The sequence below is a fragment of the Paenirhodobacter sp. genome (genome assembly GCF_050177655.1).
Taxonomy (GTDB): domain Bacteria; phylum Pseudomonadota; class Alphaproteobacteria; order Rhodobacterales; family Rhodobacteraceae; genus Rhodobacter.
In genome coordinates this window covers 19,798-34,120 of record NZ_JBFXGV010000004.1, presented here as the reverse complement: position 1 = coordinate 34,120, position 14,323 = coordinate 19,798, and the positions used below count along the sequence as shown (strand labels likewise).

The 14,323-nt window shown below is 66.1% G+C and carries 17 protein-coding genes; 4 read left to right on the top strand and 13 right to left on the bottom strand.

The window, feature by feature from the left end:
• Positions 1-59 precede the first annotated feature (59 nt).
• The 7 genes from AB7U46_RS02965 to sdhC all read right to left on the bottom strand — a co-directional run bounded on the left by AB7U46_RS02965 (position 60) and on the right by sdhC (position 5,109).
• The gene (locus AB7U46_RS02965; protein ID WP_428335442.1) at positions 60-923 is read right to left on the bottom strand and encodes an urea carboxylase-associated family protein; all 864 of its coding nucleotides are present in this window, start codon (positions 921-923) and stop codon (positions 60-62) included.
• A 90-nt stretch (positions 924-1,013) separates the two neighbouring features.
• On the bottom strand, positions 1,014-1,193 hold the full coding sequence (locus AB7U46_RS02960) for a hypothetical protein (protein WP_428335441.1): 180 nt from the start codon (positions 1,191-1,193) through the stop codon (positions 1,014-1,016).
• A gap of 196 nt (positions 1,194-1,389) precedes the next feature.
• Positions 1,390-2,172: a succinate dehydrogenase iron-sulfur subunit gene (locus AB7U46_RS02955; RefSeq protein WP_428335440.1), complete on the bottom strand. Its 783-nt coding sequence runs from the start codon at positions 2,170-2,172 to the stop codon at positions 1,390-1,392.
• 3 nt (positions 2,173-2,175) lie between these two features.
• Positions 2,176-2,484 (bottom strand): hypothetical protein, encoded by a 309-nt coding sequence (locus tag AB7U46_RS02950; protein ID WP_428335439.1) that lies wholly within the window; start codon positions 2,482-2,484, stop codon positions 2,176-2,178.
• Positions 2,484-4,289: a succinate dehydrogenase flavoprotein subunit gene (gene sdhA / locus AB7U46_RS02945; protein WP_428335438.1), complete on the bottom strand. Its 1,806-nt coding sequence runs from the start codon at positions 4,287-4,289 to the stop codon at positions 2,484-2,486. The genes AB7U46_RS02950 and sdhA overlap by 1 nt, the downstream gene beginning before the upstream one ends.
• A 15-nt stretch (positions 4,290-4,304) precedes the next feature.
• The gene (locus AB7U46_RS02940; RefSeq protein ID WP_428335437.1) at positions 4,305-4,703 is read right to left on the bottom strand and encodes a succinate dehydrogenase, hydrophobic membrane anchor protein; all 399 of its coding nucleotides are present in this window, start codon (positions 4,701-4,703) and stop codon (positions 4,305-4,307) included.
• A gap of 10 nt (positions 4,704-4,713) precedes the next feature.
• A complete protein-coding gene (gene sdhC / locus AB7U46_RS02935; protein WP_428335436.1) occupies positions 4,714-5,109 on the bottom strand; it encodes a succinate dehydrogenase, cytochrome b556 subunit in 396 nt (131 codons plus the stop codon).
• A 305-nt stretch (positions 5,110-5,414) separates the two neighbouring features.
• Between sdhC and AB7U46_RS02930 the strand changes: the two genes are divergently transcribed.
• Positions 5,415-6,539 (top strand): alpha/beta fold hydrolase, encoded by a 1,125-nt coding sequence (locus tag AB7U46_RS02930; RefSeq protein ID WP_428335435.1) that lies wholly within the window; start codon positions 5,415-5,417, stop codon positions 6,537-6,539.
• A 117-nt stretch (positions 6,540-6,656) separates the two neighbouring features.
• Here AB7U46_RS02930 and AB7U46_RS02925 read toward each other — a convergent pair whose 3' ends face one another.
• From AB7U46_RS02925 to AB7U46_RS02910, 4 genes are read right to left on the bottom strand one after another with little or no spacing between them, the layout of a single operon-like run.
• Entirely contained in the window at positions 6,657-7,694 is a 1,038-nt protein-coding gene (locus tag AB7U46_RS02925) for a MaoC family dehydratase (protein ID WP_428335434.1), read from the bottom strand.
• Complete coding sequence (locus AB7U46_RS02920; protein WP_428335433.1) at positions 7,694-7,897, bottom strand: DUF1737 domain-containing protein; 204 nt, start codon at positions 7,895-7,897, stop codon at positions 7,694-7,696. Before AB7U46_RS02920 ends, AB7U46_RS02925 begins: the two co-directional genes overlap by 1 nt.
• A complete protein-coding gene (locus tag AB7U46_RS02915; RefSeq protein ID WP_428335432.1) occupies positions 7,894-8,451 on the bottom strand; it encodes an NnrU family protein in 558 nt (185 codons plus the stop codon). The genes AB7U46_RS02920 and AB7U46_RS02915 overlap by 4 nt, the downstream gene beginning before the upstream one ends.
• 10 nt (positions 8,452-8,461) lie before the next feature.
• On the bottom strand, positions 8,462-9,337 hold the full coding sequence (locus AB7U46_RS02910) for an HpcH/HpaI aldolase/citrate lyase family protein (RefSeq protein ID WP_428335431.1): 876 nt from the start codon (positions 9,335-9,337) through the stop codon (positions 8,462-8,464).
• A gap of 178 nt (positions 9,338-9,515) precedes the next feature.
• Between AB7U46_RS02910 and AB7U46_RS02905 the strand changes: the two genes are divergently transcribed.
• Positions 9,516-9,830, top strand: coding sequence for a hypothetical protein (locus AB7U46_RS02905; RefSeq protein ID WP_428335430.1), 315 nt, complete (start codon positions 9,516-9,518; stop codon positions 9,828-9,830).
• 97 nt (positions 9,831-9,927) lie between these two features.
• Here AB7U46_RS02905 and AB7U46_RS02900 read toward each other — a convergent pair whose 3' ends face one another.
• Positions 9,928-10,662, bottom strand: a complete 735-nt coding sequence (locus tag AB7U46_RS02900) for a sulfite exporter TauE/SafE family protein (protein WP_428335541.1) — start codon at positions 10,660-10,662, stop codon at positions 9,928-9,930.
• 236 nt (positions 10,663-10,898) lie between these two features.
• On the opposite strand from AB7U46_RS02900, the gene mdh reads away from it, so the two are divergent.
• Together mdh and AB7U46_RS02890 are read left to right on the top strand one after the other, a co-directional pair.
• Positions 10,899-11,861 (top strand): malate dehydrogenase, encoded by a 963-nt coding sequence (mdh, locus tag AB7U46_RS02895; RefSeq protein WP_428335429.1) that lies wholly within the window; start codon positions 10,899-10,901, stop codon positions 11,859-11,861.
• Between the two features lie 68 nt (positions 11,862-11,929).
• Positions 11,930-13,171 (top strand): hypothetical protein, encoded by a 1,242-nt coding sequence (locus AB7U46_RS02890; protein WP_428335428.1) that lies wholly within the window; start codon positions 11,930-11,932, stop codon positions 13,169-13,171.
• Here the strand turns inward: AB7U46_RS02890 and AB7U46_RS02885 are convergent.
• On the bottom strand, positions 13,158-14,228 hold the full coding sequence (locus AB7U46_RS02885; RefSeq protein ID WP_428335427.1) for a glycosyltransferase family 2 protein: 1,071 nt from the start codon (positions 14,226-14,228) through the stop codon (positions 13,158-13,160). The genes AB7U46_RS02890 and AB7U46_RS02885 overlap by 14 nt on opposite strands.
• Positions 14,229-14,323 lie beyond the last annotated feature (95 nt).

The following is a 14,323-nucleotide window of genomic DNA, read 5'->3' as shown; positions in this document are numbered from 1 at the left end:
CAAAGTGCTGAAATATCCCGGGGGAGTCCGAAGGACGGGGGCGGAGCCCCCTGCCCCGCTCAGATCCCGTGACTGCGGTCGTAGCCGTTGTAGGCGGCCGGCTCCCATCCGGCGGGGGCCTGCTGCGGGCGGTAGATCTCGACCTTCAGCGGATGGCAGGCGGCGGCGTCCGAGCTGTGCTCGGAAGAGCAGTCGCCACCCGGACAGGCCGAAAGCGCACAGCCGAGGTCGATCTCGGCGAAGAATTCGAGGAAATCGCCCGGGCGCACCGGCGAGGCCTTCATGAAATACTGGCCGGTGTCGCGGGTGAACCCGGTGCACATGAAGACGTTCAGCACGTCATGCACATGGAATTCGCAGGCGTGCTTCATCAGCCCGGTTTCCTCGGTCAGCGCGCGGGTCAGGTTCGAATGGCAGCAATGGTGGTAATTCTCGCCCCCCGACAGCAGATAATGCGTGTAGGGATCGCAGCGCGTGCCGATCACGTCATGCACCGAGCCACCGTGCTCGTCGAAACCGTACCAGTCGAGCGTGTCCTCGGTGATCGTCGCCATCGGCCGCAGATAGGGGATCGAGGACCAGAGCTGATCGCCGGTCGACAGATGCGTGCCGTGCAGCGCCCGCGTCTTGCCGGAATAGAACCGCTCGTTCAGATCCTCGAGGCTCCAGAGGTTCAGATCGCCCACCTGCGGCCCCTCGATCGAGACGATGCGGAAGAAATGCCCCGCCTGCACCTCGAAGAAGCGGGCCTCGCGCGCGGGGATGATGACCTCCTCGAGCAGATCCCAGCCGGGGCGCACCGCGCGATAGCCCGCGACATCGGGGCGCGGCAGGGTTTCGACCGGATAGCAGATCACCGGCGGGATCGCCTTCAGCGCGGCGGCGGCGGCGGGGGCGGCATGTTCGGGTTGGGCAAGTTTCATCGGGGTCTCCTTTGCCGCCATCCTGCGCAGCGCGCGGCAAAAGAAAAGCCCCGGCGAATGCCGGGGCCCGGTCTTGCGATCCGGCGCCGGTCAGGCGGCCGAATAATAGGCATACATCAGCCCGAGCGCGCTTTCCTCTTTCACCGCACCCGCCGCCACCGGAGTGTCGGTCTCGGGCGTGTAATAGGCGTAGAGGTCTTCCAGCACCTTCAGCGCTTCAGCGGCCTTGTCCTGTTCCGACTTCTTCAGGAACTTGACGACTTTCGACATGGAACTCTCCTGTGATCATGGTCGAGTTCCTCCCTGACGCCCATTTAGGGGGGCACAAGGTAAAAGAAAAGGAAAAATGCCGCGGACGCAGCGTCATTTTTCTGCAGTGCAGCATTTTGCCTGATTTCCGTGGCGGAGCAGCAACGAAAAGGGCCCCGGGTCGCCCCGAGGCCCAGATCTTGTGGCTGTGCCGCGCTCAGACGATGCGCGAGAGCATCATCCGCTTGATCTCCGCGATCGCCTTGGCCGGGTTCAGGCCTTTCGGGCAGGTCTTCGCGCAGTTCATGATCGTGTGGCAGCGGTAGAGCTTGAACGGATCCTCGAGCGCGTCGAGACGTTCCGCCGTCGCCTCGTCGCGGCTGTCGATCAGCCAGCGATAGGCGTGCAGCAGCGCCGCCGGGCCGAGGTAGCGGTCGGAGTTCCACCAGTAGCTCGGGCACGACGTCGAGCAGGACGCGCACATGACGCATTCATAGAGACCGTCGAGTTTCTTGCGATCCTCGATCGACTGGCGCCATTCCTTCTCGGGCGTGTTCGTCTTCGTCTGCAGGAAGGGCATGATCGAGGCGTGCTGCGCGTAGAAATGCGTCAGATCGGGGATCAGATCCTTCACCACCGGCATATGCGGCAGCGGGTAGATCTTGACGGTGTCGCCCTTGATCTCGTCGAGGCCGTAGATGCAGGCGAGCGTGTTGATCCCGTCGATGTTCATCGCGCAGGAGCCGCAGATGCCCTCACGGCAGGAGCGGCGGAAGGTCAGCGTCGGGTCGATCTCGTTCTTGATCTTCAAGAGCGCGTCGAGAACCATCGGGCCACATTTGTCCATGTCGAGGAAATAGGTGTCGACACGGGGGTTTTCGCCGGTGTCCGGATCCCAGCGGTAGATCTGGAACTTGCGGACGTTCTTGGCGGCGGACGGGCGCGGCCAGGTCTTGCCGACGCGGATCTTGGAGTTCTTGGGAAGCGTGAACTGAACCATGGTTTATCCCTTCCAATCGGTTCGGGCGTAAAGCGGCCGCGTCGGCATGCGGCCGGATTTTCGATAGACGCAGGCGTCGAAGGCGGCCGAAGGGTCGGTGGTGCCGCCGAGGCTGGTGCCGAGGTTGACCTCGACCTTCGTCCTCGTGCGGAACCCGTCCGAGGTGACGCCCATTCCGGCCTCACCCGAGATCGGGGCCTTCGGTCGCAGCTGCTGCAGGCATTGCCGTTCGGCGGTCTCGACGTGGACAGGCGCGCAGCCGGCGAGGACGAGCCCCGCCGCCAGCGCTGCATATGCCCCGCCGAACCGCATCAGAACACGCGAGCCTTCGGCGCGATCGTGGCGAGCGAGATGCCGCCCTCGGCCTCGGTCGTCAGCGGCTCGGTGATCACCGGACGGTAGGTCAGATCGACCTTGTCGCCGTCGACCCGCAGCACCGAGTGGATCCGCCAGTTGGCGTCGTCGCGCGTCGCATGGTCTTCCGAGGCATGGGCGCCACGGCTTTCCTTGCGCGCCTCGGCGCCGACGATGGTGGCGAGCGCGTTCGGCATCAGGTTGGTCAGCTCGAGCGTCTCCATCAGATCCGAGTTCCAGATCAGCGAGCGGTCGGTGACATGCAGATCGCCCAGCTTGCCGGCGACGGCCGTCATCTTCTCGACGCCCTCGGCGAGCGTCTTGTCGGTGCGGAACACCGCCGCGTCGGCCTGCATCGTGCGCTGCATCTCGAGGCGCAGCTCGGCCGTCGGCGTGCCGCCGCTGGCGTTGCGCAGCCCGTCGAAGCGGTCGAAGGCCTTGTCCACCGAAGCCTTGTTCAGCTTCGCCGGGAAGGCTTTCGGATCGACGATCTCGCCGGCGCGGATCGCGGCGGCGCGGCCGAAGACCACGAGGTCGATCAGCGAGTTCGAGCCGAGGCGGTTCGCCCCGTGCACCGAGGCGCAGCCCGCCTCGCCCACGGCCATCAGGCCCGGGACGACGCCGGTCGGGTTCTCGGGCGTCGGGTTGAGCACCTCGCCCCAGTAGTTCGTCGGAATGCCGCCCATGTTGTAGTGCACGGTCGGCAGCACCGGGATCGGCTCCTTCGTCACGTCGACGCCGGCGAAGATCTTCGCCGATTCCGAGATGCCCGGCAGACGCTCGGCGAGCGCTTCCTTCGGCAGGTGGCTCAGGTTGAGGAAGATGTGATCCTTGTGCTCGCCCACGCCGCGGCCTTCGCGGATCTCCATCGTCATGCAGCGCGAGACGTAGTCGCGCGGCGACAGATCCTTGTAGTGCGGCGCGTAGCGTTCCATGAACCGCTCGCCTTCCGAGTTCGTCAGGTAGCCGCCTTCGCCGCGGGCACCCTCGGTGATCAGGCAGCCCGAGCCGTAGATGCCGGTCGGGTGGAACTGCACGAATTCCATGTCCTGCAGCGCGAGGCCCGCGCGCGCCACCATGCCGCCGCCGTCACCGGTGCAGGTATGCGCCGAGGTGCAGCTGAAATAGGCGCGGCCATAACCGCCGGTGGCGAGCACCGTCATCTTCGCGTTGAAGACGTGGAAGGTGCCGTCGTCGAGCTTCCAGCAGACCACGCCCTGGCAGACGCCGTCTTCCGACATGATCAGGTCGATCGCGAAATATTCGATGAAGAATTCCGCGTTGTTCTTCAGCGACTGGCCGTAGAGCGTGTGCAGGATCGCGTGGCCGGTACGGTCGGCCGCGGCGCAGGTGCGCTGCACCGGCGGGCCTTCGCCGAATTCGGTGGTGTGACCGCCGAAGGGGCGCTGGTAGATCTTGCCCTCTTCGGTGCGCGAGAAGGGCACGCCGTAGTGCTCGAGCTCATAGACCGCGGCGGGGGCGGAACGCGCGAGATATTCCATCGCGTCGGTGTCGCCGAGCCAGTCGGAGCCCTTCACCGTGTCGTACATGTGCCATTGCCAGCTGTCCGGGCCCATGTTGCCCAGGGAGGCGGCGATGCCACCCTGCGCGGCCACGGTGTGCGAGCGGGTCGGGAAGACCTTGGTCACGCAGGCGGTGCGCAGGCCCTGTTCGGCCATGCCGAGCGTCGCGCGCAGGCCGGCACCGCCGGCACCGATCACCACGACGTCGTAATCATGCGTCTCGTAGGTATAAGCAGCCATTTTCCGGTTCCCGTATCAGTTCGCAGCGCTCAGCACGATGCCGAGGAAAGTCATCTTGGCCAGCGCGTAGAGCACGATGGCCGTCACCAGGTAGGCGAGCGAATAGACGAGGATCACCAGACCCTTGCGCATCGTGCCCTGGGTGTAGTCCTCGAGCATCATCTGCGCGCCCTTGGCGAAGTGACGCATGCCGATCAGCGTGACGAGCGCGGTCAGGATCGCCGGGAACGGGCGGCCGAAGGTCTCGACCACGGTCTGCTGGTCCTGCCCAAGGGCGCGGCCGAAGATGAAGAGGAAGGTCGGCACCAGGAAGGCGAGCACGACCGAGGACATGGTCATGTACCAGTGGGTTTCGGTGCCGGTATGCGCGGCGCCCTTGCCCACGGCGCGCTTGCGGTCGGTCAGATAACGCATGAAAGCCTCCTCAGACCATGACGAAGACGATGGTCAGCGCGGTGAGCACCACCGAGCCGATGACGCAGGCCCAGCCGAGCTTTTCGGCGATGCCGATCTCGAGCCCCTTGCCGGCGTCCCACAGCAGGTGCCGCAGCCCCGCGAGGTAGTGATACCAGATCGCCCAGGCCGAGCCGATCCAGATCAGCCAGCCGATCCAGGAGGTCGCGATCCAGTTCACGAAGTCGAAATATTCCTTGCTCGTGACCGCGGCGAGAAGCCACCACGCGCCGAGAAAGAAGCTCGCGATCAAGGCATTGCCGGTGATCCGCGTGACGATCGAGCTCATCGAGGTCATCTGGACGCGGTAATACTGTCCGAGCATGAAGGGGGAAAGGGGTCGCTCGACCCGTTTCGTCTCAGCCATTTTGGGTCCCTCTGTCGCTGTGCCCCGGGGGCGCGCCTGTCGAGGGCGGCTGGCGCGGGCGGAGCTGGCCGGATTGCGCTTCCTCAATAACGCATATTTCGGCCAAGTCACGAGGGCTGAATGATGAAAACGCGGTTTATCCCCCGCGAACGGCGAAAAAACAGGCATCGTGATCACAAATTTTCGGCGCGTGATCACATGTTACCGCTCGCGCGACTCAGCGCGCGCGACGCAGCGTCGGGGTTGAAACCGGGACGCGCGCTGTCCATCTGGAGGCCAGGGAGGAGGATCATAGGAGTTCTGAGATGACCGAAACCTCCAGCAAATCCTCCACGGGTGAATTCTCTCTGCCGATCTTCTGGCCGCTCGAAGCCGGGCTGCAAATCGGCGAGGCCGGGCTCGACGCTTTCCGGCGCAACATGAAATTCGTCGATCTCGCGCAGAAGATCCGCAACCCGCCGCAGCCGAAATGGGCGACGAAGAACACCGTGCGCCTCGATCTCGACACGATGCGGCTGCGCGATTTTTCGGCGCCCGATGCGAAGGGCCTGCCGGTGGTGGTGGACGCGCCCTATGCCGGGCACAATTCGACGATCGCCGATTTCGCCGAGGGGCAGAGCCTGGCCGCGACGCTGCTCGCGAACGGGATCGGGCGCGTCTACGTCACCGACTGGAAGACCGCGACGGAAGAGATGCGGGATTTCGACATCGACAAGTATCTGGCCGAGCTGAACGTCGTGGTCGACGAGCTGGGCGGGCGGGTGAACCTGGTCGGGCTGTGTCAGGGCGGCTGGATGTCGGCGATGTATGCCGCGCGCTTCCCGGGCAAGGTCGCGACGCTGGTGCTCGCCGGCTCGCCGATCGACACCAATGCCGGCGACGGACCGATCCGGGCGCTCGCGCACAAGATGCCGCTTTCGCTTTACGAGCAGATGGTGGTCGCGGGCGAGGGGCGGATGCTGGGCGCGAACATGCTCGCCGGCTGGAAGGCGATGCACCCCGACAAGCAATATGTGACGAAATACATCGACCTTTACGAGAACATCCACGATCCGCATTACATCAAGCGCACCGAGGTGTTCGAGAGCTGGTACGAGAACCCGGTCGACCTGCCCGGCCGCTACTACCTTCAGGCGATCAACCTGCTGTTCAAGCAGAACCTCTTCGCCAAGGGCAAGTTCGTCGGTCTCGGGCGTGAGCTGAAACTGTCCGATGTCACCTGCCCCACCTATCTGCTCGCGGGCGAGAGCGACGACATCACCACGAAGGAACAGGTCTTCGCCGCGCGCGATCTGCTCGGCACGCCCAAGGCGAAGATCGAGGAGAAGCTGGTGCCCGGCGGGCATATCGGCCTCTTCATGGGCTCGCGCACGCTGACCGAGGCCTGGCCGTTGATCGCCAAATGGCTGAAGGAAAACGGGGAGGCGTGAGCCTCCCCTTCAGCGGCGCGCCTCTGGTGGCGTCGGATTTAGAGTATTTGAGCCAGGAAAAAGACCGCTTCCTTTTCCTTGGTCTAAATACTCGAAGCCCGGCGCAGCCGCCGGCGCTTACACCGGCATGAGCGCCCAATAGTCGAGATCGAGCAGCACCTCGGGCGCGTATTTGCCATCCTCGCCCTTGAGCGCGAAGGGGGCGGCGCCCTGTTTCACTGCAACGAGCCGCAGCCGGATCGCGCCGACGCCGGGGGCATCGGTCTCGGCCTTGTCGAGCACTTCCGACCAGGCCTTCACCGTGTCGCCGGCAAAGCAGGGGTTGGCATGCGCGCCGCCGTTCAGCGCGACGATCATCTGCGCATTCGCGAGCCCGTTGAACGAGAGCGCGCGCGCCATCGAAATCACATGGCCGCCGTAGATCAGCCGCTTGCCGTCCTCGCGGAAGGTGGCGTCGAAATGCACCTTGGCGGTGTTCTGCCAAAGCCGCGTCGCGATCATGTGCTCGGCTTCCTCGATCGTCACGCCGTCGACATGGTCGATCTTCTCGCCGATCTCGTAATCGCCCAGCCGGTGCGGCTCGCCCGCGAGGGTGAAGTCATACTCGCTGAAATCGAGGCCCTCGGGCACGATCAGATCCTCGGCCGGCACGACCTTTTGCAGGTCGGGCAGCACCGTCTTCGGCGCCGGCGCGTCGAGGTTGCCCTTCCGCACCATCACCCAGCGCACATATTCCAGCACGACCTCGTCGTTCTGGTTGATCCCGCGAGTGCGGACATAGACGACGCCCGACTTGCCGTTCGAGTTCTCCTTGAGGCCGATCACCTCGCTTTCCGAGCGCAGCGTGTCGCCCGGATAGACCGGCAAGATCCAGCGCCCCTCGGCATAACCGAGATTGGCGACGGCATTGAGCGAGATGTCCGGCACGGTCTTGCCGAAGACGATGTGGAAGGCGATCAGGTCATCCACCGGCGAGCCGTCGAGGCCGCTATTCGCCGCGAAGACGTCGCTCGAGTAAAGCGCATGCCGCGCCGGGTAGAGCGCGTGATAAAGCGCACGTTCGCCCTCGGCCACGGTGCGCGGCACGGCATGGGTGATCACCTCGCCGATCTTGTAATCCTCGAAAAACCGGCCCGGATTGGTTTTCGCCGCCATCATTGCTCTCCCAGTTTCAGATCGGGGTGGTAGTCGCCCGGAACGTCCTTCGTCACCGCCTGCGCGCAGCGCATCACGCCGCGCGCCGCGTCGAACCCATAGGCGGGGTCGCCGTGCAGTTCCCACCCCTTGGAAAGCGCGAGCGAGACCTTGTGACAGAAGGCCGAGGTGTCGTCCTCGGTCAGCAGGCGATAGAGTTTCATGGATAGGTTCCCAGGAAGGGGTTGTGGCCAAGCTTGATATGGATCCAGGCGATGATGCCGTAGATCAGGAGCGTGCCGATCAGGTTCTTGATGTCGCCGGTGAAGGAGCCGGGCTTCGGTTTCTTCCACGGACCCGCGCGGTTGATCAGCACCATCTCGACCACGGCCCAGACACCGAGCGAGCCGAACATCACCACCGAGGCCGGATCGCCGTTCACCAAGAGGTGGGCGACGGCCCAGAGCAGCATGCCGGTAAGCATCGGGTGGCGGATCTTGTCGATCAGCACCGAACGCGCGCCGCTCACCCCGAAGAGGTAGATCGAGATCAGCATCAGCGTGTTGTTCGCGTGCCCCATGCCCGGCAGCGGGTCATAGAGATTGGCCTGCGGCCCGGTCATCCGGTAGCCGATCACCATCAGCACGACGCCCACGGCGACGAGGCCGGCGACCATCGAGCGCACCTGCGGCATCAGCATCAGATGCCGCCGCGGCGCGAGGCGCTTGAACATATGGGGCAGCACCCAGAGCAGGATGCCGAGGATCAGGATCGTCATGGCGCGCCTTTCAAGCGTTGAGCGCGGCGATCGCCTCCGCCTTCGCGAGAACCTGCCGCGCGGTCACGATATGCAGGTTTTCGACGATCTTTCCATCCACAACCGCGACACCGAGGCCGGCTTTCTCGGCCTCCTCGAAGGCGGCGATCTGGCGCTTCGCGAGGTCGATCTCGGCCTCCGAGGGCGCAAAGGCGGCGTTCGCGATCTCGAGCTGGGCGGGGTGGATCAGCGTCTTGCCGTCAAAGCCCATGTCGCGGCCCTGCTCGCATTCGGCCTTGAGGCCGTCTTCGTCCTTGAAGGCGTTATAGACGCCGTCGACGATGATCTTGCCATAGGTCTTCGCCGCCAGAACGCAGAGGCCAAGCCCGGTCAGCATCGGCAGCCGGTCGGCGCGGAAGCGGCATTGCAGTTCCTTGGCGAGGTCGTTGGTGCCCATCACCATGCCCTCGAGCCGCGGATGGGCGGCGATTTCGGGCGCGTTGAGCATGCCCATCGTCGTCTCCATCATCGCCCAGAGCGGCACGCCGTTGATCAGGTTCGCCACCGCGTCGAGGTCGGATTTCATCGAGACCTTGGGGATCAGGATCGCGTCGATCTTCGCGCCGGCGTGGATCGCCGCGGCCATCGCCAGCACGTCGTCCTTGCCCCAGTCGGTGTCGAGCCCGTTGATCCGCACGATGCGCGCGCGCCCGCCGTAATCGGCCTCGGTCAGCGCCTTGGCGAGAATGCCGCGGGCGTTCACCTTTTCATCGACGGCGACGGCATCCTCGAGATCGAAGATGATCGCGTCGCAGGCAAGGCCGGTGGCCTTTTCCAGCGCGCGCTCCTTCGAGCCGGGAATATAGAGCACCGAACGATAGGGGCGGGTCGCGGACTGGGCGGACATGATTCTCTCCTCGCAACAATCTTGCGCCAAAGAGCACGACGAAGACACTTCCGGCAAGACCCGATTTGCCGCAGCGCGGCGGGAACAGGCAGAACGCGGCGGGAACGGCGGCAGCGTTAACCAATTTTCAAGCGCTCCGGCGCAGCCTTTCCGCATAACGCCGTTTCCGGAGGTTCCGATGCCCAGGATGCAAAAGCAGCTTTTCGCCCTTTCCTTCGGCCTGGCCGCGCTGATCGCGGCGACACAGGTGGCGCATCCCGAGGGGATCGCCTGCGGCGCGCGCGCCGAGATCGTCGCGCAGCTGACGGACCGCTATCACGAGACGCGCCGGGGCATCGGCATCGCGGCGAACAACGCGGTGCTCGAGGTCTTCGCCTCGGAGGAGAGCGGGACGTTTTCGATCGTCGTCACCCTGCCCTCGGGGCAGAGCTGCCTGCTCGCCTCGGGCGCGGAGTATCAGCCGCTGCGGGAGGCGCCGGGCAAGGGCATCTGACGCTGTGCCCGGCGCCGGCCGGGGAATGAGTATTTATGCCAAGAAAAAGCGACAGGGTTTCTTCTTGGCACAAATACTTCCGCCGGAGGCATGAACCTCAGCGGAACGCATCCCAGATCAGCTTGAGCGAGATCAGCAGCAGCGCCCAGGTGATGATCTTGTAGAAGGTCTCATGCGGGATCACCCGCACCAGCTTCACGCCAAGGAAAACCGCCGCGGCGGCGGGAATGGCGAGGATCACTGCCGTCTCGAGGCTCGAGAGATTGATCTGGCCGAGCGCCCAATAGGGGATCAGCTTGATCGCGTTGACCCAGGCGAAGAGGATCGTCGCGGTGCCGGCGAAAGTGGTGCGCGGCAGGTTCAGCGGGATCACATAGGCCTGGAACGGCGGCGCGCCGGAATGGCTGACGAAGCTGGTGAAGCCGGTGATGAGGCCCCAGAAATAGCCGGGCGCCACCCGCGGCTCGCGCGCCGCGCCAAGCCGCGGGCGCAGGAGTGCGTTGAGCGCGAAGACCGCGCCGATCAGCCCGACGAGGAACGTCACCGCCGCCTCGGGCACGCGCGAGGCGGTGGCCCAGCCGAGCCCGACGCCAAGCGCCGTCGCCGGCACCATGATCTTCAGCACCCGCGCGTCGAAGTCGCGCCGATAGGCGATCAGCCCGAAGACGTCGGAGATCACATAGACCGGCAGCAGCAGCCCCGCCGCCGCGACCGGGTTCATCACCGAGGCCAGCAGCGGCACCGAAAGCGAGCCGACCATCGGCAAGCCGCCCTTCGCCATGCCGACCGAGATGGCGGCGATCACCGCGATCGCCCAGCCCCAGACATCCAGATCCATCACCCCTCCGAGAATCGGCCCGCCCCTGCCCCGCAGCGGCGCCCCGCGCGGCGAACTTGCCCCGCAGGCGCCGGAATGTTTAGCGCAAACGCCGGGTTTTTTCGGCATGCAATCGCATACCGGGACGCACATCCCCCTGTGCGGCCACGCTGCGCCCTTGCCAGACGGGGCGCGAAGGGCTAACCCATCCGCGTCAGTTTCAACCCATCCCTGACCTTTGGAGGATCCCCATGGCCCGACCCAAGATCGCCCTTATCGGCGCCGGCCAGATCGGCGGCACGCTCGCCCATCTCGCCGCGATCAAAGAACTCGGTGACGTCGTCCTGTTCGACATCGCCGAAGGCACGCCGCAGGGCAAAGCCCTCGACATCGCGGAATCGGGCCCCTCCGAAGGCTTCGACGGTGTCTTCAAGGGCACCAACAGCTACGAGGACATCGCCGGCGCCGACGTCTGCATCGTGACCGCCGGCGTGCCGCGCAAGCCCGGCATGTCGCGGGACGACCTGCTCGGCATCAACCTCAAGGTGATGAAGTCGGTCGGCGAAGGCATCGGCAAATACGCTCCGAACGCTTTCGTGATCTGCATCACCAACCCGCTCGACGCGATGGTCTGGGCGCTGCAGCAGTTCTCGGGCCTGCCCGCGGAAAAGGTCGTCGGCATGGCCGGCGTGCTCGACTCGGCGCGCTTCCGTCACTTCCTCGCGACCGAATTCGGCGTCTCGATGCGCGACGTCACCGCCTTCGTTCTGGGCGGCCACGGCGACACGATGGTTCCGCTTGCCCGCTATTCGACCGTTGGCGGCATCCCGCTGCCGGACCTGGTCGAAATGGGCTGGACCTCGCAGGAAAAGCTCGACGCGATCATCCAGCGCACCCGTGACGGCGGCGCCGAGATCGTCGGCCTGCTGAAGACCGGCTCGGCCTTCTACGCGCCGGCCACCTCGGCGATCGAGATGGCGGAAGCCTATCTCAAGGACCAGAAGCGCGTTCTGCCCTGCGCCGCCTACGTCAAGGGCGCGCTCGGCCTCGACGGGATCTATGTCGGCGTGCCGACGATCATCGGCGCCGGTGGCATCGAGAAGGTCATCGACATCAAGCTGAACAAGGACGAGCAGGCGATGTTCGACAAGTCGGTCGACTCGGTGAAGGGGCTCGTGGCGGCCTGCAAGGGCATCGACCCGACCCTGGCTTGATCGCCTGAGTTTTTGCGACGAGATTGGGGGCGCTCCTTCGGGGGCGCCCTTTTCGTTGCGAGGATTTCATGCGCCTGTTTGCCGCCGCCCTGATTGCCGCCCTGCCGCTTGTCGCCGCCGCGCAGGAGGCCCCTGCCCCCGCGATCGAGAAGATCCCGCGCGCCGGGACGCCGGCAGTCGATCCGATCTCGGCCGAGATCGGCGCCCGGGGGATCGGCGCGACGCTCGCACGCCTCGCCGCGCTGCCCGATCCGACGCCGGACGAGCGCTTCGCCCGCGCCGGGCTCGCGTTTCTGGCCGGGGTCGAAGGCGCCGCACGGCTGCGCGCGCAGATTTCGTCGCCCCGGGACATCAGCCTGTTTCTGCCGCCGCTCTCCCCGGTCGCACCGCCGGGGCTCGAGCGTCCGCTCGCCCCCGGCGCGCTCGACGCCGCGACGCGCGACTTCGTTGCGGCGATGGAGCGGTGCAGCGCGGCGCTGGCCGATCTCCCCGAAGGCGCCGATCCGGGCTTCGTGCTGAATTTCAACGATCTCTGGTTCGATATCGACGGCGATGGCCAGCGCGGCCTGCGTGAGGCCGCCACCCCGCTCCTGCGGCGCATGGCGGGGCTCGGCCGGGCGCGGGGGTCGGGCGACACCCCGCCGATCGTGCGCTTCGACGCGGCCGATGCGGCCTGGCTTTCGGCCTATGCGCATGTGCTCGCGGGGATCGGCGAGATGGCGCTGGCCTTCGATCTCGAACCGGCGATCGCCAGGGCGCGCGGCACGCGGGAGCGGCTGCAGGCCCTGAAAACGCAGGGGGGCACCTCCCGCTTCGACGCCTATGATGGCTATCTCGATCTGTTCCCGATCCTGCTCGAAACCCTCAGCCATCAGCCCGATCCCGCGCATACCCGCGCCGCCGCGGCGCATTGGCGCGCGATGATCGCCGACAACCGCCGGTTCTGGGCGCTGGTGGCGCAGGAGACCGACAATCAGGCCGAATGGATCCCGAACGACCGGCAGGATTCGATGCTCGGCTTCGCCTTTCCGCCGGGACTCGGCACGCGCTGGCAGGCCGTGCTCGACGATGGCGCGGCGCTGCTCGAGGGCCGCCGCAGCATCCCGTTCTGGCGCGCGAAATCGGTGGGCATCGACCTGGCCGCCTGGCTCGACGCGCCGGCGCCGCTCGACCTGCCGGGCGTGGTCCAGGGATGGGCGCTCGCCCCCTATTTCACCGCCGCGCCGCCGATCGACGCCGCGAACTGGCGCCAGTTCGTCACCCTGGTGGGCAACCGCAACGGCGCCTTCATGGCGATCACGCTGAACTGACGAGCGGCAGCGGGTCGAAGCCGAAGGTCTGCGCCGCGCGCAGGATCATCTCGCGTTCGTGGCGCAAAAGCGCGCGGTCGAAGGCGGCCGGCGACAGGTCAATCGCGCGGCCGAAGACGCGGGCGGTGCGCTCGGCGATCTCCGGCTGCCAGCGGCCGAGCACGCCGAGATTTTCCAGCGCCTCGGCCTGTTCGGCGTCGATCGCCTTCGTCGCCGCATATTGCTCGTGCAGATGCGCGACATTCGTCGCCTCCTCCGCCATCGTCAGATATTGCAGCCGCCGCGAGGCCCCGTGCGAGGGCGGGTTGTCGCCGAGCGCATTGAGCGCGCGACGCATCATCTTGAGCGCGTAATGCAGCTCGGTCAGACCATCGAAATGCAGCAATTTCAGCGTGTTGAGCCCTTCGACCGGGATCTCGCGATCGGCGCCCTTCCAGTCGCGCATCGGCCGGTGCACGCCGACGAAAAGGCCGCGCCCCGCGCGCACCGCCGCCTTGCCGAGCCGGTGCCCGCAAAGCCCGCCGTGCAGAAGCATCATCGACGCGTCGCCGTAGATCCGCGCGCCGCGGCTTTCGAAATCGTCCCAGGGCAGGCGGAACACGCCCTGGAACAGGTCGGGCTCCGGCGCGCCAGTCAGATGCGCGCGTTCGGCCACCGGGATCTTCGCCCAGGAGGCGCCCTGCCGCACCGCGCCCAGCACCGCGCCGACGCTCTCCCCCGTCACCGGCTGCACGAATTCGTCGGCATCGCAATGCACGATCCAGTCGAGATTCGTCTCGGCGAGCACCCGGCTCGCATGGTATTTCTGCCGGCCGAGATGTTTCTGCGGGCGCTTGCCGACGCCGTGAAAGCGCCAACCGTCGGCGCCGGACTCGGTCACCACAACCCCCGGCAGACCGGCCAGCAGATCGCGCGCCTCCGGGTTCGGCCGGTCGAGGCAAAGATGCACCTGAGCCGCGCCACGATCGAGGTGATAGGCCGCAAACGCCGCGATCAGCGCCGCCGGTTCGTCGACCAGCGCCGCCACGCCCCAGCTTGCCTCCTGCCCTGTCGCCATCGCTCCGCCTCGCCCGTTTCTCATTCGCCCCATCCTGTCAGCCGCCCCGCGGCCGGGCAAGATCTGATCGCCCGCGCGCCCGCGCGCGACCGAAA

Bases quoted from the DNA above. Each gene is read 5' to 3' on its own strand.
- AB7U46_RS02965 (WP_428335442.1), bottom strand. From the start codon at position 923: ATGAAACTTGCCCAACCCGAACATGCCGCCCCCGCCGCCGCCGCCGCG.
- AB7U46_RS02960 (WP_428335441.1), bottom strand. From the start codon at position 1,193: ATGTCGAAAGTCGTCAAGTTCCTGAAGAAGTCGGAACAGGACAAGGCC.
- AB7U46_RS02955 (WP_428335440.1), bottom strand. From the start codon at position 2,172: ATGGTTCAGTTCACGCTTCCCAAGAACTCCAAGATCCGCGTCGGCAAG.
- AB7U46_RS02950 (WP_428335439.1), bottom strand. From the start codon at position 2,484: ATGCGGTTCGGCGGGGCATATGCAGCGCTGGCGGCGGGGCTCGTCCTC.
- sdhA (WP_428335438.1), bottom strand. From the start codon at position 4,289: ATGGCTGCTTATACCTACGAGACGCATGATTACGACGTCGTGGTGATC.
- AB7U46_RS02940 (WP_428335437.1), bottom strand. From the start codon at position 4,703: ATGCGTTATCTGACCGACCGCAAGCGCGCCGTGGGCAAGGGCGCCGCG.
- sdhC (WP_428335436.1), bottom strand. From the start codon at position 5,109: ATGGCTGAGACGAAACGGGTCGAGCGACCCCTTTCCCCCTTCATGCTC.
- AB7U46_RS02930 (WP_428335435.1), top strand. From the start codon at position 5,415: ATGACCGAAACCTCCAGCAAATCCTCCACGGGTGAATTCTCTCTGCCG.
- AB7U46_RS02925 (WP_428335434.1), bottom strand. From the start codon at position 7,694: ATGGCGGCGAAAACCAATCCGGGCCGGTTTTTCGAGGATTACAAGATC.
- AB7U46_RS02920 (WP_428335433.1), bottom strand. From the start codon at position 7,897: ATGAAACTCTATCGCCTGCTGACCGAGGACGACACCTCGGCCTTCTGT.
- AB7U46_RS02915 (WP_428335432.1), bottom strand. From the start codon at position 8,451: ATGACGATCCTGATCCTCGGCATCCTGCTCTGGGTGCTGCCCCATATG.
- AB7U46_RS02910 (WP_428335431.1), bottom strand. From the start codon at position 9,337: ATGTCCGCCCAGTCCGCGACCCGCCCCTATCGTTCGGTGCTCTATATT.
- AB7U46_RS02905 (WP_428335430.1), top strand. From the start codon at position 9,516: ATGCCCAGGATGCAAAAGCAGCTTTTCGCCCTTTCCTTCGGCCTGGCC.
- mdh (WP_428335429.1), top strand. From the start codon at position 10,899: ATGGCCCGACCCAAGATCGCCCTTATCGGCGCCGGCCAGATCGGCGGC.
- AB7U46_RS02890 (WP_428335428.1), top strand. From the start codon at position 11,930: ATGCGCCTGTTTGCCGCCGCCCTGATTGCCGCCCTGCCGCTTGTCGCC.
- AB7U46_RS02885 (WP_428335427.1), bottom strand. From the start codon at position 14,228: ATGGCGACAGGGCAGGAGGCAAGCTGGGGCGTGGCGGCGCTGGTCGAC.